The following is a 15,019-nucleotide window of genomic DNA, read 5'->3' as shown; positions in this document are numbered from 1 at the left end:
TCATTCCTCTTTCTGGCATCCCCAGCCGGTGATGACCGCAATCAAAAATACAAAGAACAGTGCAAATCCGTAAATCGTGCCGCCCGCTACCATAACCGGAGACAGACCGGTCAGGGCGGAACCGATGAACACGAACACGCTCATGAACGGAATGATCGCCGGAAGGCTGTTTGCTGTTCCATCCAGCAGGTTTGCCCGGCGGTACGGGTGAATATTTCTTGCTGCACCGATCTTGTTTAAGATCGGACCAAACGTCAGGATCGAAGCACTGGTCACACCACCCAGCAAAATGGTGGTAAACGCAATGCCTGCCATGCAGACTAACTCCGCGCCGCGGGCGCTTTCTGCCATTTTACTGTCCAGGATTTTCTCTGCAATCAGGTTCAGCATGCCCGCATCCGTCAAAACGCCCATAATACCAAATACCGAAATGACCAGCGCGCAGGTCGGCAGAATGTTGTTGATGCCGTCTACCAAAAATCCGACTGCCGCATTGTTCGCCGCATCATTGGAAAATACCTGTGCCGGAGTAAACAGTCCTGCTGCAAGACCGGTCACTGTGCCAACTGCAAGACCAACCAGAATACCCTCGTAGATATTTCGGGTTTTGGTGGAAACGACCAGCATCAGCACAACCGGGATCAGCATGATCAGAGACATCGGGTTTGCAGCCGCATCGATGGAACCGCCCTCGTAGGTACCGCCAATTCCGCCAAGCACCGCAAACAGCACGATCGTAATGATGCCTGCGACTGCAGAATATTTGATACGGCTGGATACGACACCGCCAATATCGGCCGGCTTGCCATTTTTAAACTGCTGGGTAGAAGCAGAAGCAATCGTGGTATCGGAAATCGGTGCCAGGTTGTCGCCGAAAATAGCGCCGGATACGATGCAGCCCGCCATCATCATCTCATTGGCACCTAACATCATACCCGCCGGGTAAAAGATCGGAAATGCAATGAACATGGTTCCGATGGAAGAACCGGTCGCAGTGGATACAATACAGGTAGCCAGAAACGTAAACGCTACAAAGATACCACCCTTCATACCAACGACATTGGCGATCCACACAAAACCGCCGGACAGACCGCAAAGCTTGATCAGCGCACTGAACATGCCGACCAGCAGCAGGATCACAACAACTGACACTGACGTGATCGAGGAAATGCCGCGAATGGCACTGTCCCAGAACTTGCTGTAGTTGGTGCAGAAGACGCCTCCGATCAAGAGCGCCAGAAATCCGCCCACCGCCAAAGCTTCCATATTGAATGCCTTAAACCCAATAAATAGCACCATACAGAAAAACACATAGATACCAACCGGGATCAGCGACATACCGATCCCGCCGCGAAACTCTAACTTCTTTTCCTCTTCCATATGCAGGTCCTCTTTTCGCAAGTTTTGTGATTTGCTTTCGCAATTTAATGTTGTAAACCATCATAGCAACATTCAAAAATCATGTCAAGCAATCAGAGGGATATTTGTGTTTGTTTTTTCCATTCATAACCACATAGAAAAAGCCGGAGATCCTTATAAAATAAGGCTCCGGCAAAAAATGAAAGAAGCAGGCGACGGGAATCGAACCCGCCTCCTCAGCTTGGGAAGCTGATGTTCTACCAATGAACTACGCCTGCACGAACTATTTAGAACAAGATTTATTATAGTTCGAACTTTTTGAAAAGTAAAGAGGCTTTTTTAGCATATCTCGATTCAGTACATTCTTATGGCCAAAATGAAGATCACTTGTATAATATATCATCTGATATTGTTCTCCTCGAAACTTTCTACTTTGTTATCCTAACAGATTTTCACAATTTGATGATACAAGATCTGATATGCTTTCCCTTCCAAAATAAATTCTTCATCCACATGATAATGACCGCAATACCAGGTGCGAAATTCCACTTGTTTTCTAAGTTTTTCAAAATACTCTGTCAATTTATCCTTATCAAATTTGCCCGCTGAAAAATATTGGGCTACCATAGAGGGAGCTGCATGTGTCAGAATATAATCTACCCTATTTTCATGAGATTTTAACACTTCCAAACCAGCTTGCAGTTCGTCATCTGATGGAAGTTCTTCCTCAAACCAGTCCAGTCCCTTTGTTCGATACCAATATTTTCCTTCTGCTTCTAACTTCGCAATTTTTTCAAGACGCCTGGAATCATCCAATTCAAAAATCCCATCCGTAACATCAACGGACCGTGCGCCTCCCATTACAAAAAAAGTACGATTTTCAATCATATAGCAGTTACCGCGCATCAAATGAATAATGTGCGGACGAATGAAGTGTACTTTTCCCTGATGCCATGTTTCGACGGGATAGTTTTTCAAAAGATCAAAATTTTCATGATTTCCATCTACAAAAAGAAGGGTAAACGGCACATAATCTTCCAAAAAATCCAATAATGCGTCTTCCGCCTGTGTTCCATAGAACAATCCGCCAAAGTCCCCCGTCACAATCATGTAGTCACATTTATCTACATCCATAGACTTCACAAATCTCGGATCCAAAAAGCGTTCAAAATTCCCGTGTGTATCTCCGGTGATATAAATAGACATAATTTCTCTAATCTCCATTTTTTTATAGTTACGACTGTACAGCAGCCGAGTGGAAAATCTAAAGCCAGTTTAGCCATGCTCATAACCGTTCTCCCGGATTTTTACCAGAAAGCATAAGGAAAAAAGATCAAAGGAAAAAGTCTTGCAATCAGAAAAAAACTTTTCATCAAACAGAAACAAAAAAGAAAAATCCATCTTTTTTTCTGTATGGACAGGAATCGAACCTGTGACTTCTTGATCCAAAATCAAGCGCTCTACCTTTGAGCTTTACCATATCGAATCTCTTTTCATTTTAGGCTGCATTATGCTCCGCAGCCAGGAGCGGCTAAAGTGAAAGATTTTCGCTGCACAGTCATATCAGAAACCGAACATTTACAAAAAACAGCCGGAATAATTTTCTAATTTTCTTTTCGAAAACATATTCCCATAGCTTATTTATCCTGTATGAATCCTTCTTTCTATGATTTCAAGTAAAACCTCATTCGTAATTGTGTTCTCTAATTCCCGTAGTCTCCGTTTTCCAATCCTTCTGTCACACACCCTGAGGATTTCTGTGATTTCCCATTTATCATCTTCAAAATCATGAAGGATTCCTGATTCCGGACATTGGATATATTCCTCAATCACGTCTGATATTTCACTCATATCCGTAAGCCAGGGATATGCTGTTGACTCATATGACTTGTTTGTATCAAAATCTTTTGGATAATCAAATACGATCTTCTTGCCTATGGTAATAAAATATCGGGGTAACTTATTACCATGATATCCATCATTACTATTCATTTCATATAATGCACAATGAATTTGAAAATTTATTTTAGGATCCATCAAATTATATAATCGCTTTTGTAATTTACTCCATCTCTTTGACATATTACTCCCTTATAACATCTATGCCTGCACAGCTGCCAGGCGGATTACCTCAAGCCAGTTTAGCCATGCTCATAACCGTTCTCCTGGATTTTTACCAAAAATCGCAAAAGAAACATCATTTCTATCAGACAGAAAAAAGCAAAAAACATCATTCACAAAAGATCAAAAAGGAAACAAAAATCAGTTTATATGGACAGGAATCGAACCTGCGCAACTCGATTAAATGTCGAGGGCTCTACCCAGTTGAGCTACCATATGGGATTTGCAATCCTATTTTCATCATTGGCTGCATTAAGCCCGCAGCAGGGCGGCTAAAGTCTGAAGATTTTCGCTGTACAGACACATGGATTAGAAGCTTACTGTAATCGTAGTCGTCGCATTGGAGATCTTAATGGCCGTGTCAAGCTCATTGAGTAAGTCTTCACGATCCGCTTTTAACTGCGTAAGCTTCCTAGAAAGATCCAGCGGATCTACAAGCTTATACTGGTTTGCCTTCAGATACTCATCGACAACTGCAATGGATGCAGAATCCTTCTTGGTCTTTTCGCCGCCCAGAATGTTATTGCGCATCTGCTCTGCAGATGCCTCCAATGCCGCCTGTGACGTCTTCAGTTTTTCCATGACATCTACCATCTGATTCTGCATTGCAAGAATCATTTCCGATTCAAAATCGCGCTTCGCCATCATGTTTTTATCCATAGACAAAAGTGACCGCGGCATTTCCTTCCCGCCTGAAATTTTCAGACGCTGTTTTAACGCGATGGCTGCCGCCACTGTATACTCGCCATATTTGGTTTTCACCATCGTATTTGCATTGCTGGCCACGATTGCGGCATCAATCTCATCGTAATTGTGAATGAGATCCTGGATACTTTGAAAACCAGATTTTACCATCTCGCAAAATGCAGTCTCTTCCATCAGCATTCCGGCTGTGCGTTCTTCGCACTTCTTCTTATAGTCCAGAAAATGCATCTTTTCAAGCTTTTCATGAATTCTGTCCCGAATGAGATCTCGCTCCTGCAACGCTTTGATTACTAATATTTCTCGCATTTTTTATTCCTCCTCTAAATTAAAATTCCTAAATACATACTCTCTATTTTCTCTATTCTTCCCCGACAAAAATCAGTCGCTCAATGTACTCCCGGCCATCGCCCTTGAACATTGGCGGCTCCTTGTCGATGATCCAGTTGGGTCTTCCTTCCTCCGCATTCTCATTCCGGATACAGCAACATCCACGTTTTAAATAAGTATCCAGGTCATTCCAGTTAATTCCTTTTTCCTGCATCAGCATATCCTGAATCTGATTACAGGATTTGCCATGCAGCTGCTTATGGGAGAAGTTAGCCTGTCCAACCATCTGAATGGAATTGCGGGCAGCATCCAGCTGTCTCCAGTAAATCAGGTTGCAGCATTCCTCCTTCGGAATGTTGAAGCAGCGGGCATCAAACATAGCACCTTTTTCAACTGCTTTCTGCAATGCAGCCAGATATGACGCATCATCCGATAGACACTGCTTTACACCTTCTGCAAAATACTGGTTGAATGCCATAGTTGCCATGCTGGCTGCAATGGAACAAACCTTCTGGACCTCGTAATCGAACCACGCATCTGAGGTGAATTTTTTATAATCGATCAGCAATAATGTAATCTCATCTGACTGCGTGTACCCTAACACGCAGCCTTGTATATTTTCGCAGAGATATAGCATCGTTTTGTGCATGCTTTCCATCAATATGTAGTCAAATGGTTTTTGCATTCCACGCGTATAGGTGTGGAATGCTTTACCATCGATCCGGATTGCCACCGGCGTGCGGCGCATCAGCTTCGTTTTGGGAATCACTTCATAATTGTTCTTCATACGGTTTCCTAAATCGTCGCGAAATGTCATAAATTGCTTCTCCTATTGTCGTATAAAATTTTTGTTTTCCAACAGACCAGCCTTTTAAAGTGTATAGGGTGAATTTGGAATATGATACATTTCAAAGAGTTTTTGCGCATAGTCTCCATCATGGAACATCTTACGAATTTCTTCTTTCTTTCCATCCGCTATCATGGAAGCAATTAACAAGCGATAGGCATTTAATGTTCGATCTCTGTTTTGATCAGAAAATGGATCTCGATCTGCAGAAATATTTTTTTCTTCCTCAAGATTCCACGTCCATACTACTTCTTCCAAGATTTGATCGAAGACATCACCATGAAAGATCTCTACATTTTCCGGAAGAATGGTTTGAAACACAGCATCCTCGATCTGTTCTCTGATTTTTTCTTCCCAGATTGGAGTTCCAACCCGTTCAGCGACAAACACATCCACCTCGATCGGATACTCCAACTTCCTTTCTGCACATTGTTCTTCTGACATCATAATTCTAATGTGGTATTCCCCATTGCCATCATTCCGAAACAGTATCCTATTTTCTTCGGGTTCCAAATCCCAGGTCCATGGAATTTTTTCAAACCAAAAATCGTAGGTTTGATACAAAGCATCTTGGATTTCTTTCCGCATTTCTTTTTCCCAGTCCGCACTTTCCGCTGCCTCGAAGACATACACATCCACCTCAATCGGATACTCCAACTTTAACCAGATGCACTCCTCTTTGGATAGCGAAATTCTCACATGAAACCAACCATTTCCTTCTGCTCTGTAAACCAGTTTTCTTTCGTTCATCTGTCTTTCTCCTATTCTCATCCATTTTCTTTGCTTCTAATTCACACGAATTTTCTCTTTCTCATAGGAATTTCAACACGTGTTTCTGATTGAACATCTCCTTCCTATTGTTTTCCGGCTCTGCCGGATGCAATTTATGGATTTCTCTTTTCTGATGCACATTATAAAAAATTTTGCGCTTTACCGATACTGCCAATTTCCGGCACAATCGTTTCATTTGTACAAATTGGTGCAAAACACCAGAATTCGGACACAGGCTCTTCAAGAGCTGCTTTGTCATTCCAATCTATAAAATCACTTACAAAGGCAGCTTCTGACTCACTCCATTTTTCGAACCCAAGCTTTTCTAAAACCCGGATGGATGCTTTATTTCTGGAAAGCGCCTTTGCACGCAGTGCACTGTTTTTATCACAATTCTCGATGAGTTCTCCATCGAAAAATTTCTTTAATAACATAGTCATTGCCTCTGTTGCATAGCCTGCATTTCTATAATTCTCTGCAACATAAAATTCAACCTCAAACCGATTCTCATAATCTGAGAAATCCCAGTCTTTGTGAAACCCAGCATAGCCGATAAATTTGTCCGGTTCATTTTTGGGAAATAACGCATACAGGTATTCCCCAAAATGTTTAAAATACGCTCTGAAACCAAACAAAAAACTCCCATAGGCATTCACACCGGTAAACATGCGAAAATCTTCATTTCCGGCATCCAGAAGCATCTGGAAAAAGATTTCTCCGTCCCGCTCCTGGTTGCTCGGACGCAAGATGAGATGTTGTGTAAACATATTTTTCTTCATGTACTTCACCTCTTGACTTTTCTTCACCGCTTATTAAAATAGAAGGTAAATAACATTACGTTTTCTAACGTTCATGGCTCTATTATAATGAAAAATAACCTTTACTTCCAATGCCAATCCCACACTTTACAACCACATTTGTACAAATTGGAGGCGTTTTATGCATTATATGCTCTATAACTATCGCTGCAGCAGACTAATCGAAGCTGAACTACGTTATCGTGAGTTCTATCGCAAGACCCACGCGAATGCAGATAACACTCAGACTGATTCCCAACATTATCAACTCAACTATCGCAAATTAAAAACTTTAACAAAATTACTTCCTTCTCTGGAAACATTAGAAAAAGAATTTGACCAGGCAATGGACCCAACTCTGAATACGGCAAAATTTTGGAAAGACTTCAAATACAACAGTGAATCCAAGGATCAGAATCTCAGTACATACATGCAGCAAAGTTTTCTGTCCGAACGCTCTCTCAGTAGATTAAGGGGGATGTATCGTCATAAAGAATCGACTAAAAATGTTGCTGAAAAAGATGATCGTTCTTCTAAACCTTATACGGACAGCAAAGAAGAAGCAGAAATGAAAAAATGGTATCCTGTTGTTCTTCGTGCTTCTGCTCTGTTAGACCTTCCTCTGCTCTATATGCTGCAGATTTTTAAATATGAAGATTATTTGGATGATAATATCATCAATAGAGAATTCCTTAATCCCAAAACAGATTATATATGGAAGGAAAATATTGGAAAAAAAGTATTTTTCTGGAAAGATGCCCTTAGTGATGACACCAAAAAAGATTTCAAAAAGAAAAACGGCATAGAAAATGCAGATAACAAAGAAATTGACACACTGACTTCCGATCCATGGATGGAACAGTATATTCGTTTGATTCGTCGTCCTGCCCTGCTGCACCGCAAGGCAATGCAGGCATCCAAAGGTTATCTGCCCTATGAGGAAGTCGCACCAGAGAAATTTATGGAAGCAGAAATGTATGGAAACATCCTGCTCAACCCGGTGCTTTATAAAATTCATGGCATGCTTTATGAAATGAAACTTCAGGAACACACCCCTCTGTATCTGGAACTTTACCGCACGTTCCTTTCCATGAAGCCGGATGATGCTTTTTATCTTTCTTACCTCACATGCCACTCCTATGATGGATCCGATGAAGGGTTTGAATTCTTTGAAGAAATCAAAAAGAATTTGCTCAAATATGCCACCATACGAAAACCTGGCGATGAGCGGTTCCTTGCACTGTTAAATCTGGCAACCCGTGCAAGCGTTCCAACGAAGGAACATTCCGAACAAGAACTGCCAGAAACTCTCTATGAACTGCATTTTGTATCTGATATCAGAAATATTTTTGCTACCATATCCATAACAGATTACGATGAGCGGGAGTTAAAGGAATCGATTTTTTCAAATAATCAGTTTATTCCTTTTTCCAGTCTGTTTGGTGAAGATTCCGAGTGTCAGGCATTGACCCCGGATATTGAAAAAATGAATATTGCACAGTTAGAAAGCCATGTCCTGTCCTGCCTGGAAGCCGCCTATTGGCTTGTGAGCGTCCATGCAGTAACCGAACGTTTCGAAGAATTGATGACCTTGTTTTCCCTGTACCTGTTTTTAACAGATGCACAGAAAAATCATCTCACGATCAAACTTGATAAAACTCTTTACCAGTGTTTTATTCCAGATGATCTCAAAAAAGAGGCTGCGGAATATTTTTCTATCAAAGAAGTGAAGGATAAACTATGAGATTTTTAAAGAAAGTATCTTATCAAGATATAATCCGTGAAACAGATGAAAGTCCGTTTTACTATTACCGGGATATTTCAAATAGATTGAAAGAACTTGAACTTTGTTTAACAGAAGATGATTTATCCACGATTAAAAAAAATGAAGAGAGTTGTCTCAACACATTAAGCAATAAACTAGAAAAGAGCCAAACAGTAATTGCAGCAATATATTGTTCAAAGTCCTGTAATACCAAAGATGTGCTCACGCTTGCAGGTGCTCTGTATAAAAAGCAGTATGCAGCAAATACCAGTGACTCAGAATTCAATGAAAAAAATCATGCCGACAAAGCAATCATTGTAATCCTTCATCCTAACGATAACGATGAAAATTTTGACATTATCGAAAAGTCCAACTTACAGTCTAAGGTTCGTATTGCATTTATGGAAACTATAGAATCTTGTTCTACAATAGATACTGAAATGTTAAAAAATAAAGGGATAGGTCTATGTATCGATTTGACCCCCATCCTGAGTTCTGATGAAGCCAAAAACAAAATTAAAAACCTCAAACCTACAGTTTACGACAATATCTATTTGTACCATGTTTCAAATTATGGTCAAAATTTTCCTCATGGTCATCTGTCTTCGTTTGAACATGAAAATGATCGAAAAACAGTTGAACTGATCAGACAACTATGCACAAAGCACGAAAATGGTCATGACATCCCTATTACTTTTGAAATGACCGCAGGAACTAGTGTTGAAAAAACTTGTCTGAATTACGAAGATATCATATTTTCTTTTAGCAAAAAACATGTATTTGGAAAATTTTACGAGCTATTAAAAAATGAAAGCAATATGGATCTAAAAAGCTTTTTTGATGAGTTGTTTTTTGTTTATACCTGTGACAGAAAATCTGTTTATGAAATAACAGAGGCACTTTGGAAAATAAAAAACACTATATTCAAAAATACTGTATCTCCCACTAAGGATAACACCCTATTTGGAGTTGATTTCGATAAGACGGAGGTAAATTTATCACTCATTCGATTAAAAGCATACATATATTACACCAGGTTTTGTAATCTAGGAATTTATTTGGCAAATAACTACTATAACGGTGAAAATTGTATCTGGTCAAAAGAACAGTGGCCTAAAGAGTATCAGGTAAAGCAAAACTGGGCCGATATGGCTGCAGAAGATTTTGGACTTTCGATGAAATATTTTATGTTTAACGATAATATTCATCAATGTGTGTATACTGGTATCCGGTTTAAGTTTTTAATCGATTTTTTGCCCAAAAAAGAAACGTTTTTCAGATTTAATGACAACATAACAAGTACCAGAAAGATAGAATTCAATGGAGAAAATACAGTTGAAGTTATAATCAAAAAAATATGTGATCATATCTCCGGAACCACTATTGATAAAGATGATAATAGCATTGCAGATTTTTATTCCACAGGTAAAAATTTTGGACAATGCTTATTCAAATACTTTGATAGTAAGCGTGAGGACTGGTCATTGCGTATATATGAAAAACAGCCAATCAATTATGTCCTCTATGATAATAAAGTATATTCTATTCCGGCATTTACACAATACATGCTGATAGAAAATAACAGCATAAAAGGACCTATCAAATTATCCCTGGATATTAGCAGATTTGCAAAAGGAAGAGATGGCGATACTTCAGCTAGTTTGGAAGGATTTCTAAAATATTTTTTAAAGGAACAAAAATCTTTTATAAAAGAAAACGTGGCATCTATCTCAGATGGAGAAATTTTGTTTACCGATTTACCAGCCCCTTCAGCCAAATATACTTTGAATGCTATAGAAGGCGTGATTCTGAAAACAATATTTCTTAAAATAATATCTCTTAAAATGAATATGAATAAAGAGATAATCATTCCTTGTACACTTAATTTTATTGAAAATTCCAATGATACTACAATTGATGGAACTAGACAGCCCAACCAAGACGATTTGAAAGCTCTAAAAGAGCTAAAAGAAAAAATAGATATTGTAAATAAAAATCCTACTCATTCCATATGGGAAATTTTAAAAACAATTCAAAAACTCATTGATTATTCTAATATAAAAGATGAAAGAGCCTCTTTGGAAGAATCTAAGCCATATTCCGGACTCAATGATAAAGACCTCTATACTAATTTAAAAAATTATATTAATTGTAATTGGAAGGAAAACGCAAATGAGTAATAACAGCAGTGTTAGAAAATTAGGCGAAATCATAGAAAATAACGAGTTTTTGATTCCTCTGTATCAAAGAACTTATAAATGGAACTCGGCACAAGCTCAAAAATTGGCAGAGGACATTTATAAATGCCACAAAGATAATCCCAACGGCAACAAATCTTTAGGCTTAATTACTCTGTATAAAGACAAAGGAACAAATGATAATAGATATTACATCATCGATGGACAACAGCGTTTTATTACATTGTCTATTATATTATATTTATTAGACAATAACGATGAGTCAATATCATTGCATTTTGAAAGAGATAACTATGATAATAAGCGACTCAATGCAATCAAAGGATTTACCAAAAATGAGGGAATCTGCCCCGATGTCGACCGAATAGTTCGTAACAGAGTGGCCATTGAGACAAAAATTTCCTTAAACACCATGTCTACAAAAGAAAAGGTGGCTTTAAAAGATTTTATTCTGGGTCATATAGAATTACTTTACAACCAAACCAACGAACTGCCTATTCAAGAATTCATGAATTTAAATGCCTATAAAACAGCATTTTCAGTAAGTGATCATATCCGGGCAAATTTAATTTCACTTAACTCATTTTATAAAGAAGACTTGATGAGCGATAAGTATACTCCTATTCTTGCTAAAAATTTAAGTAATCATTCATACAAGACAGCCATTGCGCTTTTATACAATAATATTCAAAATAAATTATACTGGACCCATGATAGTGGCCACACTGACAATGCTGTCTATAAAAGCATTTACGAGCTATTATCAAAACCCGAAATAATCATTGATCCAGAAAAATGGAACGAATCTCATATAAATATTTTGTTTGGAAGTTTATTGAAAGTAAAATCTGAGAATTATTATTCTGGCGAAATCCCTGAAGAGCTGAATTATTGGATAAACATGCTGCAAAAACTTGCCTATGTTAATAAATTATTAGATGAATTAAAAGACGAACTGACGCAAAATGAATTTCACTCATTCAAGCAAATAGACAATTACCAGACGACAACGAAAAAATCATTTATTCGGGAAGTATTTGATGGAATCAGCAACTTTGACCTGGAACCAGATGTAAAAAACCTTGCAAAAGAAATTCAGAAATATAGTAACATCGACAGTGTTTTAATCCGTTATCTGAAACTGGATTCACAACGATTAGCAAATCAATATTTAGAAGCCTTCGTTTACTCTAATGTTAATGATAAAATAAATAAGCAGGCAGACAGCAAAAGTAATGATAAAATTGAACTTCCTCAGATGTCTATGGATGAAACAATTGAAGATATCAATGAATGCGGAAGATATATTATTGATCGCTATGAATCCGAACATCGAAAGGATTTAAATATTAATATATCAATTCCACCCATAATCAATTTAAACGATTGTGAAAATATAGATTTTGGCGGATCATTAGATTGCTTCAATTCGGGAACAGATACCATTTCTGTCGGAAAATTATTCGAATATAATATCAAAATTCCAGTAATCCAAAGAGACTACTGTATGGGCGCAAAAATTACCGGCAAAAATGATTTTTTAGCTTTTTTACTTGAGGGATTTTCAAACAACCAGGAAAACTTAACAATCAGCACAATCGTAATCGCCGTATCAAAAGATAACAACGATATCTATATTTTTGACGGCCAGCAAAGATCCTTTACGCTCTACAATATACTGCAATTTTGTCTCGGTAATAATAATATGAAAGGCTATGATTTTATTGGAAGAGATTCAAAGCAAAATAGCCAAACACCTTTATCCGGTGGAAGTCTGTACGCCCAAGCAGCTGTTGATCATCTTAAGGATGTTTTGGGAGAAAATGCTATACCCAAAGAAAAGAAAACAGAGTTTGCTGATTATATAAAAAACAAAGTTTACTTTAAAGTAAAACTTGTTAATAACGTATCTGGTGCAGAACAATTTTTTATGGATATTAACGGTGGTGTTCCGCTTGAAAAATATGAAATATATAAAACAATACTATGTGATAAATTATCTCAGTTAGGAAAAGAAGATATCGTAAAAAAAATAGAAAATGTATGGCTGGATTTCTTTTATAACTATAGAAAAAACAATTTAAACGTCAACGATGTCGAAACAGATGAGAGCACTGACGTTCCCCAGGATGAAGAAGAAGTACTAGAAATTCGATTTATCGAGCATGTGTGCCGCTTTATAATGAAACCCAAAGTTAATAATGACTCTGGAGTAAATTTAATTTTTGATGAAATCCCGTCAAAAAGTGAGCTTGTTTCTAAATTAAAATATATAGAACATTTGTCAAACGAGGATGTGGATAAACTGTCTTCTATCATGGATGCAGTTTGTGAGGCACCTAATAGCCCCAAAGAATCTTCCTTGGATTTTCAGCTGAGTGAAGAAGACGATTATTTTATTCGAACCAGCTCCAATGGAAAAATACCTAAAATTTTTATTGCTAAAGCAACCGGCAAACTAAAAAAAGAAGAACTTTTATCAGAAAAAGAAGCTGCTTATATTAATCGTTTTATCTGGTCACTATCGCAAAATGGCAGAGAGCATTTAAAACATTATTATAAATACGCTAAATACGCAGCTGTATCTAGTTTAAGAAAAATATATGATAATGATCAAATAATTCAAGATATATTTCTTAGCAAAATTGATCCAAATTCGGTAAAAAATGACGCTTATTTATATTCGGATCTTTCTAATAAAAAAGTATATATATATGGTGGATATCACAATAAGGAAAAGAGCTTTGATAAGATACCTGAAAAAGAAATTCCAGCATACTATTTAGAAAATATTAATGACATAACTGACAAAGAAAACAGAAAAGAAATCGAAATTTTGAGACTACAATTTCTTTGTGAAAAAGCGAAAGAAGCTAATTTGTCAAAAGAAAATAAATTGTATTTTGCACTTGTTGAAAACGGAATTCGTTATGAAAACGGCGACTTCAGCAGATTACTCCTATTAGAAGATTCTATCAAATACTTTAAAGATCATTATGATAAAGACGAGTTTGAATATTTCTGGTTTTCAACAGATCGAGTCTTGTATAATTCTTTAGCTAAAAATAGCGCTTACCTATTTAGAGGTTCTGCTTTAAAATATGTAAATACAAAGAGCATATAGCTTTCGCAACAAGCGAGTAAATTGCTGCTGATCTTATGAACAAGGAAAATCCGTCGTTGGTCAGACTGAGAAGTCAGCAACATGATATATTATTCCTATAATATTTTTCTTGGTAATCAATTGGTAGGCTCGAACTGATAAAGAAGGTATAGAAATGGATTCATGGTGATATCGAATTTCAAACTGGAAAATATCTGTAAGATTCCCGTTCTTACAAGAAGGAGAGGGAGTATAATGAAACTTAAGAAATGGTTGGCTGAATATAAAAAAATCACTTATGCCGAATATAAAGCATTTTCAGATTATGATAGATGGGCAATGGAAGAAGAGTTTCGACAATTCAATCGACGTGAGCAAATACATGCAAGTCAGAATTGGAGACCAATGACTGAAGAAGAAAAGGAAAAATTAGATATTGTACTTGAAAAAGAAAGAATTCGATATGAAACAAGCTTGAAAATCGGCGGCATTGACGAAAGCGGAAATTATATGGCGCTTTCACATAGATGGGAAAATGTATGAATTTTTTGAATATTATGATGCGGCTGGTTCTTCCGCAATTATCCGGAATGGTGACTCCCAATATAGTCCGTCTCCGGACAAGCGGCTCAGATAGCCCCGGAATAATCAGCCAAATCATATTTCAAATATATTTTTGACAAATCTTCAACATAGTTCTCAGTCTCATTAACAGAAAGTGTTCTTACCGATGAGAATCTAAACTCATTTGCATATACCCTAATATATGAGGCAAGATCAAATTCTTTATCAAAAGCAGAGTTTTCTATTTCTTCTTTAATTCCTCTTAAATAAAGCTTAACAAAATCTACATCGGCCTCATCGTCAAAGGCTTGAAAGCGCTGGAAATTGGAGATATATTTGAAATCACGTTGTCCTGTTGTTACATTGTGAAATAATACACCTATACATAAGCACTCATCAGAAATAGGTGAATGATAATAATTCAATGCCGCATATTCAATGTGGTACATAATATTTCCTCCT

Annotated in this window: 12 protein-coding genes and 3 tRNA genes; 4 read left to right on the top strand and 11 right to left on the bottom strand. The window is 37.4% G+C overall.

The features are described 5' to 3' along the window. From DWZ40_RS07255 to DWZ40_RS07210, 10 genes are all read right to left on the bottom strand, one after another. Window positions 1-1,380, bottom strand: coding sequence for a Na+/H+ antiporter NhaC family protein (locus tag DWZ40_RS07255; RefSeq protein WP_118542197.1), 1,380 nt, complete (start codon window positions 1,378-1,380; stop codon window positions 1-3). Between the two features lie 186 nt (window positions 1,381-1,566). Next, window positions 1,567-1,637: transfer RNA gene (locus DWZ40_RS07250), tRNA-Gly, on the bottom strand. 163 nt (window positions 1,638-1,800) lie between these two features. Next, window positions 1,801-2,583: a metallophosphoesterase gene (locus DWZ40_RS07245; protein ID WP_118542195.1), complete on the bottom strand. Its 783-nt coding sequence runs from the start codon at window positions 2,581-2,583 to the stop codon at window positions 1,801-1,803. A gap of 186 nt (window positions 2,584-2,769) precedes the next feature. Further along, a tRNA-Gln gene (locus DWZ40_RS07240) sits at window positions 2,770-2,842 on the bottom strand. Window positions 2,843-3,000: 158 nt separating this feature from the next. Continuing rightward, window positions 3,001-3,441 (bottom strand): hypothetical protein, encoded by a 441-nt coding sequence (locus DWZ40_RS07235; RefSeq protein ID WP_118542193.1) that lies wholly within the window; start codon window positions 3,439-3,441, stop codon window positions 3,001-3,003. Between the two features lie 185 nt (window positions 3,442-3,626). Next, window positions 3,627-3,699: transfer RNA gene (locus DWZ40_RS07230), tRNA-Lys, on the bottom strand. Between the two features lie 90 nt (window positions 3,700-3,789). Then, entirely contained in the window at window positions 3,790-4,491 is a 702-nt protein-coding gene (locus DWZ40_RS07225) for a hypothetical protein (protein WP_118542191.1), read from the bottom strand. A 52-nt stretch (window positions 4,492-4,543) separates the two neighbouring features. Beyond that, a complete protein-coding gene (locus DWZ40_RS07220) occupies window positions 4,544-5,329 on the bottom strand; it encodes a tRNA(His) guanylyltransferase Thg1 family protein (RefSeq protein ID WP_118542189.1) in 786 nt (261 codons plus the stop codon). A 54-nt stretch (window positions 5,330-5,383) separates the two neighbouring features. Then, window positions 5,384-6,109 carry a hypothetical protein gene (locus DWZ40_RS07215; protein WP_118542187.1) on the bottom strand — a complete coding sequence of 242 codons (726 nt, stop codon included), beginning with the start codon at window positions 6,107-6,109 and terminating at the stop codon, window positions 5,384-5,386. 161 nt (window positions 6,110-6,270) lie between these two features. Further along, the gene (locus DWZ40_RS07210; RefSeq protein ID WP_118542185.1) at window positions 6,271-6,909 is read right to left on the bottom strand and encodes a GNAT family N-acetyltransferase; all 639 of its coding nucleotides are present in this window, start codon (window positions 6,907-6,909) and stop codon (window positions 6,271-6,273) included. A gap of 160 nt (window positions 6,910-7,069) precedes the next feature. Here DWZ40_RS07210 and DWZ40_RS07205 point away from each other — a divergent pair, with 160 nt between their 5' ends. The 4 genes from DWZ40_RS07205 (at window position 7,070) to DWZ40_RS07190 (ending at window position 14,536) form a co-directional block, all read left to right on the top strand. Further along, complete coding sequence (locus tag DWZ40_RS07205) at window positions 7,070-8,671, top strand: hypothetical protein (protein WP_118542183.1); 1,602 nt, start codon at window positions 7,070-7,072, stop codon at window positions 8,669-8,671. Beyond that, the gene (locus DWZ40_RS07200; protein ID WP_118542181.1) at window positions 8,668-10,872 is read left to right on the top strand and encodes a hypothetical protein; all 2,205 of its coding nucleotides are present in this window, start codon (window positions 8,668-8,670) and stop codon (window positions 10,870-10,872) included. The genes DWZ40_RS07205 and DWZ40_RS07200 overlap by 4 nt, the downstream gene beginning before the upstream one ends. Next, complete coding sequence (locus tag DWZ40_RS07195; RefSeq protein ID WP_118542179.1) at window positions 10,865-14,014, top strand: DUF262 domain-containing protein; 3,150 nt, start codon at window positions 10,865-10,867, stop codon at window positions 14,012-14,014. The genes DWZ40_RS07200 and DWZ40_RS07195 overlap by 8 nt, the downstream gene beginning before the upstream one ends. A 234-nt stretch (window positions 14,015-14,248) precedes the next feature. Beyond that, window positions 14,249-14,536 carry a hypothetical protein gene (locus DWZ40_RS07190; protein ID WP_118542177.1) on the top strand — a complete coding sequence of 96 codons (288 nt, stop codon included), beginning with the start codon at window positions 14,249-14,251 and terminating at the stop codon, window positions 14,534-14,536. Between the two features lie 86 nt (window positions 14,537-14,622). Here the strand turns inward: DWZ40_RS07190 and DWZ40_RS07185 are convergent, their stop codons facing one another. Beyond that, window positions 14,623-15,006 carry a DUF3037 domain-containing protein gene (locus DWZ40_RS07185; protein ID WP_118542175.1) on the bottom strand — a complete coding sequence of 128 codons (384 nt, stop codon included), beginning with the start codon at window positions 15,004-15,006 and terminating at the stop codon, window positions 14,623-14,625. Between the last annotated feature and the right edge of the window lie 13 nt (window positions 15,007-15,019).

This window comes from Clostridium sp. AF32-12BH (genome assembly GCF_003477935.1).
Lineage (GTDB): Bacteria > Bacillota > Clostridia > Lachnospirales > Lachnospiraceae > Brotaphodocola.
The sequence above is the reverse complement of the archived record's forward strand: the minus strand, read 5'-3'. Positions and strand labels throughout refer to the sequence as shown.

Excerpts from the sequence above, each read along its gene's own strand:
- DWZ40_RS07200 (WP_118542181.1), top strand. The coding sequence starts at position 8,668 with ATGAGATTTTTAAAGAAAGTATCTTATCAAGATATAATCCGTGAAACA.
- DWZ40_RS07215 (WP_118542187.1), bottom strand. The coding sequence starts at position 6,109 with ATGAACGAAAGAAAACTGGTTTACAGAGCAGAAGGAAATGGTTGGTTT.
- DWZ40_RS07225 (WP_118542191.1), bottom strand. The coding sequence starts at position 4,491 with ATGCGAGAAATATTAGTAATCAAAGCGTTGCAGGAGCGAGATCTCATT.
- DWZ40_RS07245 (WP_118542195.1), bottom strand. The coding sequence starts at position 2,583 with ATGGAGATTAGAGAAATTATGTCTATTTATATCACCGGAGATACACAC.
- DWZ40_RS07195 (WP_118542179.1), top strand. The coding sequence starts at position 10,865 with ATGAGTAATAACAGCAGTGTTAGAAAATTAGGCGAAATCATAGAAAAT.
- DWZ40_RS07255 (WP_118542197.1), bottom strand. The coding sequence starts at position 1,380 with ATGGAAGAGGAAAAGAAGTTAGAGTTTCGCGGCGGGATCGGTATGTCG.
- DWZ40_RS07190 (WP_118542177.1), top strand. The coding sequence starts at position 14,249 with ATGAAACTTAAGAAATGGTTGGCTGAATATAAAAAAATCACTTATGCC.
- DWZ40_RS07185 (WP_118542175.1), bottom strand. The coding sequence starts at position 15,006 with ATGTACCACATTGAATATGCGGCATTGAATTATTATCATTCACCTATT.
- DWZ40_RS07235 (WP_118542193.1), bottom strand. The coding sequence starts at position 3,441 with ATGTCAAAGAGATGGAGTAAATTACAAAAGCGATTATATAATTTGATG.
- DWZ40_RS07210 (WP_118542185.1), bottom strand. The coding sequence starts at position 6,909 with ATGAAGAAAAATATGTTTACACAACATCTCATCTTGCGTCCGAGCAAC.
- DWZ40_RS07205 (WP_118542183.1), top strand. The coding sequence starts at position 7,070 with ATGCATTATATGCTCTATAACTATCGCTGCAGCAGACTAATCGAAGCT.
- DWZ40_RS07220 (WP_118542189.1), bottom strand. The coding sequence starts at position 5,329 with ATGACATTTCGCGACGATTTAGGAAACCGTATGAAGAACAATTATGAA.